The following is a 14,861-nucleotide window of genomic DNA, read 5'->3' as shown; positions in this document are numbered from 1 at the left end:
AAGGTGTACAAGTCAAATTGTTTGTATAGGTTTTACGATCGCTCCCTTAGGAGCAGCCTTCGGCAGCTCCTACCTGATTGAGGCGATTCACTGCAGATGCGCATGCAAGCGGCGGGCGGCTTCCTGGCCGCTTAGCCAAGCACCTTCGACACGACCGGACAAGCACCAGTCGCCACACACATACAGACCCAGATCGGCATCGGCCAGGGCGCCCCATTCATGGCTGCTGGCGGGTCGGGCGTAAAGCCAGCGGTGGGCGAGGCTGAAGGTCGGGGCGGGCATGGCGCTGTGCAGCAGCTCGGCAAATGCGCCGTGCAATTGCTCAATCACCGCTTCCTTGGACAGGTCGATATGTTGCCGGCTCCAGGCACTGGTCGCATGCAGCACCCACGTATCGAGGGTGTTATCGCGCCCGGGTTTGCTGCGGTTGCGAGCCAGCCAGTCGAGTGGACTGTCCTGTACGAAGCAGCCTTCCATGGGCGTATCCAGCGGTGTCTCGAACGCCAGCGCGACAGCCCAGGTCGGGTCCATTTTCACCCCCGCGGCGGCACCGGCGAGTTTCGGCGCGGAGGCCAGCAGTGCAGTCGCCTGAGGCGCCGGCGTGGCGATAATCACATGACTGAACGGGCCGTGGGTAAAGCCTTCGGCGTCCTGCAGATGCCAGTGCTCCTCGCCGCGATAGACCTCGGTAATGCGGCAGGCGAAATGCACTTCCAGGTCGCCGAGCAGGCCACGGGTGATGGCGCTCATGCGCGGCGTGCCGACCCAGCGCGTCTGTTCGTCCGGCGACAGGTTGAGCTGGCCGCCATGGTAGGTGTAGAGCTGCGGCATCCATTCAGCGACCCAGCCGTTGCCTTGCCAGCGCTGGACTTCAGTGACGAAGCGGCGATCGCGGGCGGTGAAATATTGCGCGCCCATGTCCAGAGCACCCGCATCGCTGCGCTTGCTTGACATGCGTCCGCCACTGCCGCGGCTTTTATCGAAAAGTTGAACGACATGCCCGACCTCTGTCAGGGCCTGAGCGGCGGAGAGCCCGGCGATGCCGGTGCCGATGATTGCGATAGGTACAGTCATAGGGGCCTCGTTTACCTTTCTGTACAGACTACGCCGTGGATGAAACCTGTACAATATTGTTTTTTGGTATAACTTTTAGCGTTCTCGTTCTGACAGCTTGGCCTATTGTTAAACACAGAGCCTGCCCGATACCAAAGATCCCTGCTTATAAAAATAGACTAGTGATCAAGGTAAAACGCCACGCGAGGAAGAAGTCATGCACATATTGCTGACCGGCGGTACTGGTTTGATAGGACGTCAGCTCTGCGCACGCTGGTTGAGTCAGGGACATCGCCTGACGGTCTGGAGTCGCAAGCCTGAAAAAGTCGCGAAAATATGCGGTGCCCAAGTGCACGGAGTGGCCCGTCTCGAGGACATCGGGCAGGAACCGGTGGATGCGATTATCAACCTCGCGGGTGCACCGATTGCCGATCGACCTTGGACAACTCGACGCAAAGCGCTGTTGTGGAGCAGCCGCATCACCCTGACCGAAACCCTGCTGGCCTGGCTCGAAACCTGTGAACAAAAACCGCAGGTGTTGATTTCAGGGTCTGCGGTCGGTTGGTATGGTGATGGGGGCGAACGGGAATTGACCGAGAAGTCTCCACCGGTCATCGATGATTTCGCCAGCCAATTGTGCATCGCCTGGGAAGAAACCGCCCAGCGTGCCGAAGGCTTGGGCATTCGTGTGATCTTCATTCGTACCGGATTGGTGTTGTCGGCCGAGGGCGGCTTTTTGTCGCGGCTGTTGCTGCCGTTCAAAGTGGGGTTGGGCGGGCCTATCGGCAGTGGTCGGCAGTGGATGCCGTGGATTCATATCAACGATCAAATCGCCCTGATTGATTTTCTTCTGCGCCAGGAAGACGCCAGTGGTCCTTATAATGCCTGCGCACCCAAGCCGGTGCGCAACCGCGAGTTTGCCAAGACGTTGGGCAGCGTGCTGCACCGCCCGACGTTCATGCCCATGCCGGCCTTGGCGTTGAAGGTGTGTCTGGGCGAATTGTCATTCCTGTTGCTGGGCGGCCAGAAGGCCGTACCGGCTCGCTTGCTGGAAGCGGGTTTCACTTTCCAGTTCACTGATTTGCGCGCGGCTCTGGACAACCTTTCCAGCCGCCTTTGAAATAGGACGTTGCATGACCGATCACGCATTGCTTCTGGTCAATCTGGGCTCACCGGCCTCCACTTCGGTGGCGGATGTGCGCAGTTACCTCAATCAATTTCTGATGGACCCGTATGTGATCGACCTGCCATGGCCGGTGCGACGTTTGCTGGTGTCGCTGATCCTGTTCAAGCGCCCGGAGCAGTCTGCCCACGCCTACGCCTCGATCTGGTGGGAGGAGGGCTCGCCGTTGGTGGTGCTCAGCCGTCGCCTGCAACAGGCCATGACGGCCCAGTGGACCCACGGTCCGGTGGAACTGGCGATGCGTTATGGCGAACCGTCAATTGAATCGATGTTGGTGCGCCTGGCGGCCCAGGGTCACAAGAGGGTCACGCTCGCGCCGCTCTATCCACAGTTCGCCGACAGCACCGTGACCACGGTGATCGAGGAGGCCAAGCGGGTGGTGCGGGAGAAGCAGCTGGATGTGCAGTTTTCGATTCTCCAGCCGTTCTACGATCAACCGGAATACCTCAATGCGTTGGTGGCCAGCGCCAAGCCGTATTTGCTGCAGGATTACGATCACCTGCTGCTGAGCTTCCACGGTTTGCCGGAGCGGCACCTGACGAAGATCGACCCTACCGGTCACCATTGCTTTAAAAGCGACAATTGCTGCCTGAACGCCTCGCCAGAAGTATTGGCGACCTGCTACCGCGCCCAATGCCTGCGTACCGCCTCCGAGTTTGCCAAGCGGCTGGGGCTGCCGGACGGCAAGTGGTCGGTGTCGTTCCAGTCGCGTTTGGGTCGAGCAAAATGGATCGAACCCTACACCGAAGCGCGCCTCGATGAATTGGCCGGAATGGGCGTGAAGAAGGTACTGGTGATGTGCCCGGCGTTTGTTGCCGATTGCATCGAGACCCTGGAAGAGATCGGTGATCGCGGCAAAGAACTGTTCCGCGAGGCGGGGGGAGAGGAGTTGGTGCTAGTGCCGTGTCTTAACGACGATCCGCAGTGGGCGCGGGCGTTGAGCACCTTGTGCGAAAGAGCGCCTCTGGCGCTTTAAAAGCTTCGTCGGATCGCCGCCCGGAGCCGGCTCGCTCCCACATTGGATAGGTGTCGTTCACAAATCACCTGTAGGAGCGGGCCTGCTCGCGAAAGCTATTTCACTGACAACCAAGACCTCAAGCCATTACAGCAGCGATTCATTCGCCTTCTTGTGCTTCCAGCTGTCATTGCCCGGCAGCAACAGGTTCAGCGCAATCGCCGTCACCGCGCACAGCGCAATGCCTTTGAGGCCGAAGTCGTCCGGCCCTGTGCCGGTGCCGACCAGTACGCCGCCGATCCCGAACACCAGGGTCACCGAGACAATCACCAGATTGCGCGCTTCGCTCAGGTCGATCTTGTGGCGAATCAACGTGTTCATGCCCACCGCCGCGATCGAACCGAACAACACGCACAGAATCCCGCCCATCACCGGCACTGGAATGCTTTGCAGCAGCGCGCCGAACTTGCCGACGAACGCCAGGCTGATGGCGAATATCGCTGCCCAGGTCATGATCTTCGGGTTGTAGTTCTTGGTCAGCATCACCGCGCCCGTCACTTCGGCATAGGTGGTGTTGGGTGGACCGCCAAACAGGCCGGCTGCGGTAGTGGCAATGCCATCGCCGAGCAGGGTGCGGTGCAGGCCGGGTTTCTTCAGGTAATCGCGACCGGTCACGCTACCGACAGCGATCACGCCGCCGATGTGCTCGATGGCCGGAGCCAGGGCCACCGGAACGATGAACAGAATCGCCTGCCAGTTGAATTCCGGCGCGGTGAAGTGCGGGATCGCAAACCACGGTGCAGCAGCAATTTTCGCGGTATCAACGACGCCGAAATAAAACGCCATCGCAAAACCCACCAGCACGCCAGAAATGATCGGTACCAGGCGGAAAATGCCTTTGCCGAACACCGCGACGATCAGGGTGGTCAGCAGCGCCGGCATCGAGATCAGCATTGCCGTCTGATAATGAATCAGCTCGGTGCCGTCGCCAGCCTTGCCCATCGCCATGTTGGCGGCGATCGGCGCCATGGCCAGGCCGATGGAGATGATCACCGGACCAATCACCACCGGTGGCAGCAAACGGTCAATGAAACCGGTGCCTTTGATCTTCACCGCGAGGCCGAGGAAGGTGTAGACGAAACCGGCCGCCATCACGCCGCCCATGGTCGCCGCGAGGCCGAACTGGCCCTTGGCGAGAATGATCGGGGTGATGAAGGCAAAGCTCGACGCCAGGAACACCGGCACCTGACGCCCGGTGACGATCTGGAACAGAATCGTCCCCAGGCCTGCGGTGAACAGCGCCACGTTCGGGTCGAGGCCGGTAATCAGCGGCATCAACACCAGAGCGCCGAAGGCCACGAACAGCATCTGCGCACCCGACAGCACTGTGCGCCAGAGCGGATCGTTGAACTCTTGCTGCATGCTCAAGCGTCCTTCTGCTTGGTGCCGAAGATCTTGTCACCGGCATCGCCCAGGCCTGGGATGATGTAACCGTGTTCGTTCAGCTTCTCGTCAATGGAAGCGGTGTAGATGGTCACGTCCGGGTGAGCTTTCTCTACGGCGGCAATACCTTCAGGGGCAGCCACCAGCACCATCGCGCGGATATCCCGGCAACCGGCCTTTTTCAGCAGGTCGATAGTCGCGACCATGGAGCTGCCGGTAGCGAGCATCGGGTCGATGATCATCGCCAGGCGTTCGTTGATTTCCGGAACCAGTTTTTCCAGGTAGGTGTGGGCCTGCAGGGTTTGTTCGTTGCGGGCCACGCCGACGGCGCTGACTTTAGCGCCAGGGATCAGGCTCAGCACGCCTTCGAGCATACCGATGCCAGCGCGCAGGATCGGTACTACAGTAATTTTCTTGCCGGCGATTTTCTCGACCGACACCGTGCCGCACCAGCCTTCGATGTCGTAGCTTTCCAGCGGCAGGTCTTTGGTGGCTTCATAGGTCAGCAGGGCACCGACTTCCTGAGCGAGCTCACGGAAATTCTTCGTGCTGATGTCGGCGCGGCGCATAAGGCCGAGTTTATGGCGGATCAGCGGATGGCGGATCTCGAGGATGGGCATGGGGAAAGGCTCCGGCGGCGGGCAAAAAAACCGGCCTAGATTAATCTATCCGAGGGTGTTGTCCTATAGACATACAGAACGTTAGTCCACAAACGCTTGATCTGGCCTCGCTTGATGCGTACCTTTGCCCGCTTTTCCTGAACCGCCACCCCCTGGAGAACGCCATGTCCGCTGATCTCGAGCATATCCGTCAAATCATGCGAGAGGCTGACTGCCTGTACACCGAAGCTGAAGTCGAGGCGGCCATCGCCCGCGTCGGTGCACAAATCAACGACCAGCTGGCTGAAAGCAATCCGGTGGTGTTCTGCGTGATGAATGGCGGGCTGATTTTCTCCGGCAAGCTGCTGACCCATCTGAACTTCCCGCTGGAAGCGTCCTACCTGCATGCCACTCGTTATCGCAACGAAACCAGCGGCGGCGATCTGTTCTGGAAAGCCAAGCCGGAAGTCTCGTTCCTCGACCGCGATGTGCTGATCATCGACGACATCCTCGATGAAGGTCACACCCTGGGCGCGATCATCGACTACTGCAAACATGCTGGCGCCCGCGCTGTGCACACCGCCGTGCTGATCGACAAGGACCACGACCGCAAGGCTCGCCCGGACCTGAAAGCCGATTTCGTCGGCCTGCCATGCATCGACCGTTACATCTTCGGTTACGGCATGGACTACAAAGGCTACTGGCGTAACGCCAACGGGATTTTTGCCGTTAAAGGCATGTAAGAAGATGACCGCGCCGAGCTTTCTCGATCAAACCCTGTTCGCTGAATTGGCCGAGAAAGCCGCAGCCAATCCTCGTGGGCGTCAGCACCACAACTTTCATCAGATGGAAGACGCCTGTCATCGCATGGTGGTTGGCTTGCAGCCCGACACCTATGTCCCGCCTCACCGGCACTTGGGGGAGAATAAGGCTGAAACCTTGTTGGTCCTCAAAGGGCGACTGGGTGTGTTGATCTTCGATGAATCTGGCGGGGTGCTGAGCAAACAAATCCTGCAGGCCGGTGGCGACTGTCTTGGTGTGGACCTGCCAGCCGGTGTGTTCCATAGCCTGGTGGTACTCGAAGCGGACAGCCTGATGTTCGAGTGCAAGGCCGGCCCCTATCGCCCGGTCGGTGACGGAGAGCTTGCTCACTGGGCGCCGCGTGAAGGTGAGGCGGGTGTGGCTGAGTATCAGGCGTGGATGCGTGCGCAGTTCACCTGAACGGCGCACTCAGTTCCCCCCGGCCAGCCAGCGTTCACTTTTGAGGCGAGCCTGTTCCAGGCTGTTCACGTAGGCCAATTGGCGCTGTTCCCGATGGATGCCCGCGCGCCTGAGCTTCAGGCGCACGCGTGGTGCGGTCGCCACCAGAATCAAGCCAATGCCGTCCTTGCGGTAATCCCTCAGGATATTGTCGAAGGCTGCCAGCGCGGTCATGTCCAGCATGGGCACGGCGCTCATCTCGACGATCACCACTTTGACCTCTGGACTGAATTTGCGTAGCACCCCCAGGGCTTTTTCGGCAGCCCCGAAGAACAACGGCCCGCGTATCGCATAGCAACGAACATGCTCCGGCATGTCCTTCAAGGCTTGATGGAAGCCGCGGGGCAGTTCGGCGGTGTCTGTCAGATCGCTCATGCGCTTGATAAACAACCCGGCGGCCAACAGCAGGCCGACGGCGACGGCCATCACCATGTCGAACAACACCGTCAGGCTCAGGCAGGTCAGCAAGACCAGCACATCGCTGCGGGGCGCGATGCGCAAGGTATGCAGCACGTGCCGGGCCTCGCTCATGTTCCACGCCACCATGACCAGCAACGCGGCCAGTGCCGCCATCGGCAAGTAGCTGAAAAGCGGTGCGAGAACGAGTATCGCCATCAGCACTACTGCGCTGTGAATAATCGCGGCCAATGGCGAAAAGGCTCCGCTGCGTACGTTGGTGGCACTACGGGCAATCGCCGCCGTGGCGGTAATGCCGCCGAACAACGGTGCGATCAGATTACCCAGGCCCTGGCCCAGCAGTTCTGCGTTGGGGTCGTGTTTGCTGCCGGTCATGCCATCCGCCACCACCGCACACAACAAGGATTCGATGGCGCCTAGCATGGCAATGGCGAACGCCGGCGCCATTAATTGACGGATCAAGTCGTAAGACAGGTGCAGCGGCTGGCCGTCGGGACCGGGTAGATTCCACGGCCAGTCGAAGCTTGGCAGGAACGGCGGAATGCCGGGATGGCTGACGCCCTCGACCATATAGCTGAAACGCTCACCCAATGTCGCCACCGACAGTCCGCCGTGCTCCAGCGCCAACCCCAGGAGCGCGCCGATGGTCAGCGCCACCAGATGCCCCGGAATCCTCGGCACCCACCGTGGCCAGACAATCAGAACAGCCAGGCATGTGATGCCGATGATCCCGTCCCCTAGCCGGGCGCTGGGCAGCGCCAGAATCAGTACGCCCAGCTGTTCGATGTAGTGTTCTGCCTGGCCGGCGGTGTTCAGGCCCAGCAAATCCTTCAATTGCAGGGTGGCAATGACAATGCCGATCCCGGCGGTAAAGCCCAGGGTGACCGGATACGGAATGTACTGAATCAACCGCCCGGCTCGAATCAGCCCCAGGGCAATGAGGATGACGCCGGCAAGCATGGTGCAGAGCAGCAGGCCGCCCAGGCCGTATTGTTGGGTGATGGGCAGCAGAATGACCACGAACGCAGCGGTCGGCCCACTGACATTGAAACGCGAGCCTCCTGTCAGGGCGATCAGGGGCGCGGCGATCAGTACCGTATACAACCCTTGCTGGGGCGGTACACCCACGGCAATCGCCAGGGCCATGGCCAGCGGGATGGCGATAATCCCTACGGTCACCCCGGCACTGATGTCGCCGCGTAAGCGTTTGAGGGTGTAGCCGGCGCGCCAGGTCTGACGCCAGGCGGCGAACAACGGGGGAACGGAGAACGACATGAGCACTCCACGGTAGACGGCGCACCGTTGAACGACGGCTGAAAGCTCTTCCAGTATGGCCAGCCTGGTACTGCGAAGTATTGACCCATATCGCTAATTCGCGCGGTTGATCCTCATGCTAGAGTGCTCGGCTTCGCCCTGGGAGCCCGTCATGAGCCTTTTGATCCGCAGCTGCGCCACCCTGTTGCTGACCGTCAGCCTGCCTCTGGCTGCCGCCCCGGCGCCGATGCACGCCCAGTTCCTGCCCCCGGATGACCTGACCCTGCGTGACGCGGAGCCCGAGCAGCAACAGCTGTTGCAGGTCACTGAGTATTCGGTGGTGATCGGCAGCCAGCGCCAGTCCAACCAGCAGCCAATTCCGGTGACCTCACCGTTGCTGATCCGTCTCAAGGGCAAATCCTTGAACAAGGGCGCGACCATCAACCAGGTGCTGGTCAACTTCGATGGCGAAAGCAAAAGCCTGAAAAAGCCGATCTACGACGACAAAAGCAAAACCCTGACGCTGTTTTACCCGATGGCCCAGTACCGGGTGGTGATCGACTTGTTGCGCAACGACACGGTGTATTGCCAGTTCCTCAGCTACGCCAACGGCCATATCTGGGCCGATCTGCACACAGGCAGCGTTCGTCCGCGTTGAGCCCTGTGCCCGGGGAGGGGTAAACTGCCCGCCCGTGAAATGTCTGCGAGCTGGAGTCGGCAATGCGTAAAGATAAGAAGCAAGTGATTGGTGACGAGATCGGCGATGAGCAGATCAAGCTGTTCCTCGATTTCGAACCGGTCGACGCCACGTCGCCGTCGCTGCACAAACTGATCAAGGCCTATCGCGGCCTGCGCATCGATGACTTCGGGCGCTTTCTGACTTTCTTCGTCGAAGCCGGTCTGGATCTGGACGGCAAGGATGAGCACGGCAATGACTTCGTCGCCCTGATCAAGGATCAGCGCAACGCGGCCGAGTACATTGAGTTGATCGCCAAGGCGCGCGTTTAAGATCAAAAGATCGCAGCCTCGCTACGCTCGACAGCTCCTACAAATGGTTCGCTCATACCTGTAGGAGCTGTCGAGCGTAGCGAGGCTGCGATCTTTTAAAGGCCATAAAAAAACGCCCCGCTCTCAATGAGAACGGGGCGTTTTTTATGCGGCCGAATCAAGCGTAGCTTTCGGTCTCGTTGCTGGCTTCAACCAGTTCCAGCGCGACGTTGTTCTGCACATTGATCTTGCGATACAGCGCAGCGTCGGTTTCCAGAACCTTTTCCCGAGCCGGGAAGATTTCCGCGAGCTTGGCAGCCCATTCACCAGAAGTTTTGTTCGGGAAGCATTTCTCGATCAGCTCAAGCATGATCGAAACGGTCACCGACGCGCCTGGCGAAGCGCCGAGCAGGGCAGCAAGCGTACCGTCCTTGGACGCGACCAGTTCGGTACCGAACTGCAGAACGCCGCCCTTTTTCGGGTCTTTCTTGATGATCTGCACCCGTTGGCCGGCCACTTCCAGGCGCCAGTCTTCGGCTTTCGCTTCTGGGTAGAAGCGACGCAGCGAGTCCAGGCGCTGCTCCATCGACTGCATCACTTCGCTGACCAGGTACTTGGTCAGGTCCATGTTGTTTTTGGCCACCGCCAGCATCGGGCCGATGTTGCCGGCGCGAACCGACATCGGCAGGTCCATGAAGGAGCCGTGCTTGAGGAACTTGGTGGTGAAACCGGCGTAAGGTCCGAACAGCAGGGACTTCTTGCCATCGACTACGCGGGTGTCCAGGTGCGGCACCGACATCGGCGGCGAACCCACGGCCGCCTGGCTGTAAACCTTGGCCTGGTGGTGTTTGACCACTTCCGGGTTGTCGCAACGCAGCCACTGGCCACTGATCGGGAAGCCGCCGAAGCCTTTGCTTTCTTCGATGCCCGACGCTTGCAGCAGCGGCAGTGCCGCGCCACCGGCGCCGAGGAACACGAATTTCGCGTCGACTTCACGGGAGTTGCCGCTGTTGACGTCCTTGATGCTGACGGTCCAGCCGCTGCCGTTACGCTTGAGGCCAGTCACGCGCTTGCAGTACTTGACCTGGGCATCGGGTGCACTGGTCAGGTGCTTGAGCAGTTGATTGGTCAGGGCGCCGAAGTTGACGTCGGTGCCGTTCATGACGCGGGTGGCGGCGACGACTTCGTCAGCCGGCCGGCCAGGCATCATCAACGGCATCCACTCGGCCATGGTGGCCTTGTCTTCGGTGTATTCCATGTCCGAGAAGGCGTGGTGCTTGCTCAGCGTCTTGAAGCGTTCCTTGAGGAAGGAAACGCCATCGTCGTTCTGGACGAAGCTCAGGTGCGGCACCGGGCTGATGAACGTCTTGCACGAGCCGAAGGTGCTTTTCTTGGTCAGGTAGGACCAGAACTGCTTCGACACCTCGAACTGGGTGTTGATGTGCACGGCTTTCTTGATGTCGACGGTGCCGTCGGCGGCCTGCGGCGTGTAGTTGAGCTCACACAGCCCGGCGTGACCGGTACCGGCGTTGTTCCACGGGTTCGAACTCTCCGCGGCACCGGAATCCATCAGCTCGACGACTTCCAGCTTGATCGCGGGGTCGAGTTCTTTGAGCAGTACAGCGAGGGTGGCACTCATGATGCCGGCCCCAACCAGTACTACGTCGACTGCTTCGTTATGCGCCATTTAACGCGTCTCCAAAATCTGCAGCACCAAATTGTCGGCATGGCTGCCAGGCGTTCAGGGGCGTGTCAGTGATGCCCCAGGTACCCATGGCAGTATCGCCATGTCCGAATCTTCGCAATTTTTCGCAACTTCGACGGACGCTAGCCGGGTCTAAAAGAGTTACATGAACTCACTTCAACGCGCGGCTGGCAATTCGACTTATGGTCGATACATCCGTTTGTGCAACCAAATCCGTAGAGGACAGGCTTCAGGCTCCGGTGTTCGAGGCGTACTCGGTCCTGTGTCGTTGGGCTGTTTCAGACGCTAATGGTGCATATTCAGACGCAAAACTATTCATTTGCTCGCCACACTCTTGTGAAGTTGTGAAAACCCGTTTTTTTCACGCTCTTTTGAAGACGTGAACCTCAAAAAAGGGCTGCCCCAGCCTGGCACCGTGCCCGGATGGATTGCCGCCATGGGATACATGACAGTCAAAACGGGCAAACAGCTCAGTGACCGAGCGTAATGACAGCTCTGCAGATTCGCGAAAAGTGGGGGTTTTGCTCAAGGAACAGCAAGCGCGCCAGCTTCACTCGATCTGTGTGGGCGGCTCTCTGTGGGCGGTGCGGGGTGTCAATACAAGCGCATTGACGATGCTGCGAGGCCCGATCAGGAGACGTCCTTATAATCGGGGGGAGATTGTAGCGAAGAAACGCAGGGAAATGGTCGTGTTTAATGACTTTTATTAGGTGTTCGGTCAGGTGGTCAACAGGTGTTGAGCCCGCGCACGTGGTTGGCGCTGGCTGACACGGGCGCTGGGGGGCAGGGGATGGTGTAACCAGTTGAGACGGATTTCTTCGATTTCGACCCAGCCATCACCCATCGGCTGGAGGCTGCACTGTTTGAATGCCTGGCAGTGGCCGTTGCGGTCGAGCAGGGCGAAGCAGCGATGCAGAGGGCGTGGGTTGAACAGCGAGATGAGATAGCGCATGGCGAAGTACCTTGTGGGGTGACTGCTGTGAAGGTTGCCAGTGAGCCGTGACGAGCAAGTGTATGGGCGGTGACATATCTGTGACAGGAACCGCAGTCTGGAGGGTTTGTCAGAGATTTCAGTATTCACTGTGAGGTGCTAGTTACCCACAGTGGCCCACCGCTATACTGCGGGCCTTGTTTGTGCCTGATTCTGGAGAGAAGAGCATGTTGCAACGCCTGTTGTTCGGTTTGATCACTGTGACCAGTTTGACCCTGGTTGGCTGCGCCCACAGCCCGCAACAACTGAATCCGGAACCCAAGCTGACGACTCAGCTGGCACCGGTCGGCCATGGTCAACCGGTGGTGGTGCGTGTGGTAGACGGTCGTCCGTCGCCAACGCTGGGCACCCGTGGTGGCCTGTACCCTGAGACCAGCGCGATCACCGTGCAGGGCGCGCAGATTCTGCCGAAATTGCAGGCTCAGGCCGAAGCGGCCGTGCGGTTGTTGGGCTTCACCCCAACCTCCAATGCGCTGAATGCTCCGCAGTTGACCGTGACGCTGGCCGAACTGAAGTATCAGTCGCCTAAAGAAGGCATGTATGTAACTGAGGCCACCATTGGCGCGACGTTCCGCTCCGATGTGCAGAATGCCAATCGTCGCTACAGCGGTCGTTATGGTGCGTCCCTGGATCAGCGTTTTGGTATGGCGCCGAATCAGGAAACCAACACCAAGCTGGTCAGCGATGTGTTGAGCGATGCGTTGACGCGTCTGTTCAAGGATCCGACGATTGGTCAGATTCTCGGCGAGTAAGCGTTCGCTGGATTCAAAAAAGCCCGGTGCCAGCAATGGTCCCGGGCTTTTTCATGCCTGTCGATTTCCCACTGACATGCACTCAACACCTGTGGGAGCGAGCCTGCTCGCGAAGGCATTCTGACATCCGGCATTAAAGGTGCCTGACACAGCGCTTTCGCGAGCAGGCTCGCTCCCACAAGGGATCTGCGGTGTCAGGCGGCCTGCGAATAAAAATCCAGCACACTCACGCCCGTCAGCAAATCCGTCTCTGGCAAATCCGCATGTTGATGCCCACTCAGCGCGCAATACACCAACCAGTGGCGGTCCTGGACGTTGAAGGCGAGGCTGCCGACAAGGTTTTGTTGTTCGTCGCATTGGGCGATGAGGTAGAGGCGATCCTGGTTTTCGGCGTGCAACATGACGGTTTCCGTGTCGGTTTTGAGGGGCGCCAGACTGGCGTATTCAGATGACGGCGCCGTGACACAGGACAGGAATCGGTCAAATGGTTCGTTATTTGTCGGAAAGCAAGGGCAGGTGGCGAGGCTTTCGGTAGAATTCGCGCCGCGGTCGTCGGTTCGGCGCCTGCCACCTGTTTTGCTGAGGTCCGTGATGTCGTTGCATTTGATTTCGCTGTTTACCAACCATCCCGCCAAGTTGATCAACCTGTTGGCCTTGTTGTTTGCCTTTCCGGGCGGCTGGTTGCTGCATGCCACTCGTCGCCGCGAACAGCGCGCGCAGGCCATTCTCGAAGCGCAAAGCCAGAGCCGTCGTATCAATGAGCCGACGTTGATGCTGGATGGGGCTACCTTGCGCATGAACCGGTTTTTCTATCGATTCGGTTTTGCCTGCCTGGGGTTGGCGCTGCTGGTGTCGTGGATCAGCACGCGCGTCTGAATTGATAAACAGCAAAAGATCGCAGCCTCGTTTCACTCGACAGCTCCTACAGAGGATAGCGTTCGCCCTGTAGGAGCTGTCGAGTGAAACGAGGCTGCGATCTTTTGATCTTGCTTTAAAAAAATCCTACAGCGGCAAACCTGCTTTCACACGGTACTGATTGCGCACCGGCGTCGCGTATTGCAGGACCATGAACGGACGATGCTCCTCAGGGCAAGCGTCCAGACGCTGTTGCCATTGCTCCTGAGCCTTGGCCAATTCGTCGGCCGCAAACACCTCAGCGGCTTTCGGCACCTGCAATTGCGTGTCGGCGTCTTTCCACTGGGCGTAGGCCAGGTAGTGCACCGGGAACAGGCGGTAGCCGCCGAGGATCTGCCGGTCTATCTCGACCGCCAATTGCTTGGTGTCGTCGAACAGCTCGGTGATCGGCGAGGCGAAGTTCACATGCACCCGGCCCTTGTAGCCGGTGATGCCCTTGGCGATGCTCACATCGTCCTCGCCCGGTACTTTGGTGTAGCTGCCGGTGGTGGCGCGGATGAACAGCTCGCGAGCCTTGGCTTGATCGCACGGGTCGTATTCATAGCTGATCGACACCGGCGTGAGGTTCAACGACTGAATGACTTCGCCGAACGGCTCGTCCTTGCGGCTCATGTGGAACATCTTGAGGATGGCTGACTCGGTACGGTCATCGCCGTCCTTGGCCCGGCCTTCGGCCTGGGCGATCCAGATCGAAGCGCAATCGTTGCGGATCGAGTGGTTGATGTAGGCCGACAGCAGCTGATACGCCGCCATCTTCTCGCGTCGACCGGTGATCGAACGGTGCACGATAAAGCTCTTGTTCAGGCGCATCAGATCGCTGACGAAGGGCTTTTGCAGCAGATTGTCGCCGATCGCGATGCGCGGTGTAGGCAGGCCGGCGTGGTACACGGCGTAATTGACGAAGGCCGGGTCCATCACGATGTCGCGGTGGTTGGCGATGAACAGGTAGGCGCTGCCGGACTTGAACTGCTCGACGCCGGTGTACGTCACACCGTCCGTGGCTCGCTCGATGGTGTGGTCGACGTACATCTCGACTTTATCCTGCAACGTGGCCACCGACGTAACATCAGCGAACTCACGGCGCAACCGATGAGCTATAAGAGGTTTGAGCATCCAGCCGAAGGCACCGGCAAAACGCGGGAAGCGGAAATGGATGAGGATATCTAGAAACGCCTTGTCGCCCAGCAGTCGGTCCAGCACCGCCGGGACTTCGCTGTCGTTGTAAGGTCGGATGGCATCGAATTCGCCCATCATGCTCTCTTGTTAGAAACGGCTAGGGTAAGTAAAGGTTTTGATCGAAAACCAACGGGGCACGGTCTGAAAAGTTAGCCAGACAAAAATAGCCCT

At 59.3% G+C, this 14,861-nt stretch carries 16 protein-coding genes; 8 read left to right on the top strand and 8 right to left on the bottom strand.

The genetic code is table 11. The features are described 5' to 3' along the window. Positions 1 to 87: 87 nt before the first annotated feature. Positions 88 to 1,074 carry an NAD(P)/FAD-dependent oxidoreductase gene (locus EAH74_RS09750; RefSeq protein WP_123365646.1) on the bottom strand — a complete coding sequence of 329 codons (987 nt, stop codon included), beginning with the start codon at positions 1,072 to 1,074 and terminating at the stop codon, positions 88 to 90. Between the two features lie 196 nt (positions 1,075 to 1,270). On the opposite strand from EAH74_RS09750, the gene EAH74_RS09745 reads away from it, so the two are divergent. After that, complete coding sequence (locus tag EAH74_RS09745) at positions 1,271 to 2,173, top strand: TIGR01777 family oxidoreductase (protein WP_140677896.1); 903 nt, start codon at positions 1,271 to 1,273, stop codon at positions 2,171 to 2,173. A gap of 13 nt (positions 2,174 to 2,186) precedes the next feature. Further along, positions 2,187 to 3,212: a ferrochelatase gene (gene hemH / locus EAH74_RS09740; protein WP_140677894.1), complete on the top strand. Its 1,026-nt coding sequence runs from the start codon at positions 2,187 to 2,189 to the stop codon at positions 3,210 to 3,212. Between the two features lie 126 nt (positions 3,213 to 3,338). Here the strand turns inward: hemH and EAH74_RS09735 are convergent, their stop codons facing one another. Then, a complete protein-coding gene (locus EAH74_RS09735; RefSeq protein WP_140677893.1) occupies positions 3,339 to 4,613 on the bottom strand; it encodes a uracil-xanthine permease family protein in 1,275 nt (424 codons plus the stop codon). 2 nt (positions 4,614 to 4,615) lie between these two features. After that, on the bottom strand, positions 4,616 to 5,254 hold the full coding sequence (gene upp / locus EAH74_RS09730) for a uracil phosphoribosyltransferase (protein ID WP_008025893.1): 639 nt from the start codon (positions 5,252 to 5,254) through the stop codon (positions 4,616 to 4,618). A gap of 164 nt (positions 5,255 to 5,418) precedes the next feature. On the opposite strand from upp, the gene EAH74_RS09725 reads away from it, so the two are divergent. Both EAH74_RS09725 and EAH74_RS09720 read left to right on the top strand, forming a co-directional pair. Then, complete coding sequence (locus EAH74_RS09725) at positions 5,419 to 5,976, top strand: hypoxanthine-guanine phosphoribosyltransferase (RefSeq protein WP_008153401.1); 558 nt, start codon at positions 5,419 to 5,421, stop codon at positions 5,974 to 5,976. A gap of 4 nt (positions 5,977 to 5,980) precedes the next feature. Continuing rightward, positions 5,981 to 6,454 (top strand): WbuC family cupin fold metalloprotein, encoded by a 474-nt coding sequence (locus EAH74_RS09720; RefSeq protein ID WP_140677891.1) that lies wholly within the window; start codon positions 5,981 to 5,983, stop codon positions 6,452 to 6,454. 9 nt (positions 6,455 to 6,463) lie between these two features. On the opposite strand, the gene dauA is transcribed toward EAH74_RS09720, so the two are convergent. After that, entirely contained in the window at positions 6,464 to 8,185 is a 1,722-nt protein-coding gene (dauA, locus tag EAH74_RS09715) for a C4-dicarboxylic acid transporter DauA (protein WP_140677889.1), read from the bottom strand. A 151-nt stretch (positions 8,186 to 8,336) separates the two neighbouring features. Between dauA and EAH74_RS09710 the strand changes: the two genes are divergently transcribed. Further along, complete coding sequence (locus EAH74_RS09710; protein WP_123365651.1) at positions 8,337 to 8,822, top strand: hypothetical protein; 486 nt, start codon at positions 8,337 to 8,339, stop codon at positions 8,820 to 8,822. 62 nt (positions 8,823 to 8,884) lie between these two features. Then, positions 8,885 to 9,172 (top strand): PA4642 family protein, encoded by a 288-nt coding sequence (locus EAH74_RS09705; RefSeq protein WP_140677887.1) that lies wholly within the window; start codon positions 8,885 to 8,887, stop codon positions 9,170 to 9,172. Between the two features lie 157 nt (positions 9,173 to 9,329). Here the strand turns inward: EAH74_RS09705 and mqo are convergent, their stop codons facing one another. Both mqo and EAH74_RS09695 read right to left on the bottom strand, forming a co-directional pair. Beyond that, positions 9,330 to 10,838, bottom strand: a complete 1,509-nt coding sequence (gene mqo, locus EAH74_RS09700; RefSeq protein WP_140677885.1) for a malate dehydrogenase (quinone) — start codon at positions 10,836 to 10,838, stop codon at positions 9,330 to 9,332. A 736-nt stretch (positions 10,839 to 11,574) separates the two neighbouring features. Then, on the bottom strand, positions 11,575 to 11,808 hold the full coding sequence (locus tag EAH74_RS09695; protein WP_123365653.1) for a hypothetical protein: 234 nt from the start codon (positions 11,806 to 11,808) through the stop codon (positions 11,575 to 11,577). 206 nt (positions 11,809 to 12,014) lie between these two features. On the opposite strand from EAH74_RS09695, the gene EAH74_RS09690 reads away from it, so the two are divergent. Then, the gene (locus tag EAH74_RS09690; protein WP_033061281.1) at positions 12,015 to 12,599 is read left to right on the top strand and encodes a YajG family lipoprotein; all 585 of its coding nucleotides are present in this window, start codon (positions 12,015 to 12,017) and stop codon (positions 12,597 to 12,599) included. A 194-nt stretch (positions 12,600 to 12,793) separates the two neighbouring features. On the opposite strand, the gene EAH74_RS09680 is transcribed toward EAH74_RS09690, so the two are convergent. Next, positions 12,794 to 13,000: a hypothetical protein gene (locus EAH74_RS09680; RefSeq protein WP_140677882.1), complete on the bottom strand. Its 207-nt coding sequence runs from the start codon at positions 12,998 to 13,000 to the stop codon at positions 12,794 to 12,796. 190 nt (positions 13,001 to 13,190) lie between these two features. Between EAH74_RS09680 and EAH74_RS09675 the strand changes: the two genes are divergently transcribed. Further along, the gene (locus tag EAH74_RS09675) at positions 13,191 to 13,475 is read left to right on the top strand and encodes a hypothetical protein (protein WP_140677880.1); all 285 of its coding nucleotides are present in this window, start codon (positions 13,191 to 13,193) and stop codon (positions 13,473 to 13,475) included. Positions 13,476 to 13,601: 126 nt separating this feature from the next. Here the strand turns inward: EAH74_RS09675 and EAH74_RS09670 are convergent, their stop codons facing one another. Further along, positions 13,602 to 14,765 (bottom strand): 1-acyl-sn-glycerol-3-phosphate acyltransferase, encoded by a 1,164-nt coding sequence (locus EAH74_RS09670; protein WP_193560123.1) that lies wholly within the window; start codon positions 14,763 to 14,765, stop codon positions 13,602 to 13,604. Positions 14,766 to 14,861 lie beyond the last annotated feature (96 nt).

Source organism: Pseudomonas mandelii, assembly GCF_006438925.1.
Taxonomy (GTDB): Bacteria; Pseudomonadota; Gammaproteobacteria; order Pseudomonadales; family Pseudomonadaceae; genus Aquipseudomonas; species Aquipseudomonas mandelii_C.
This window is presented reverse-complemented; position numbering and strand designations above follow the sequence as displayed.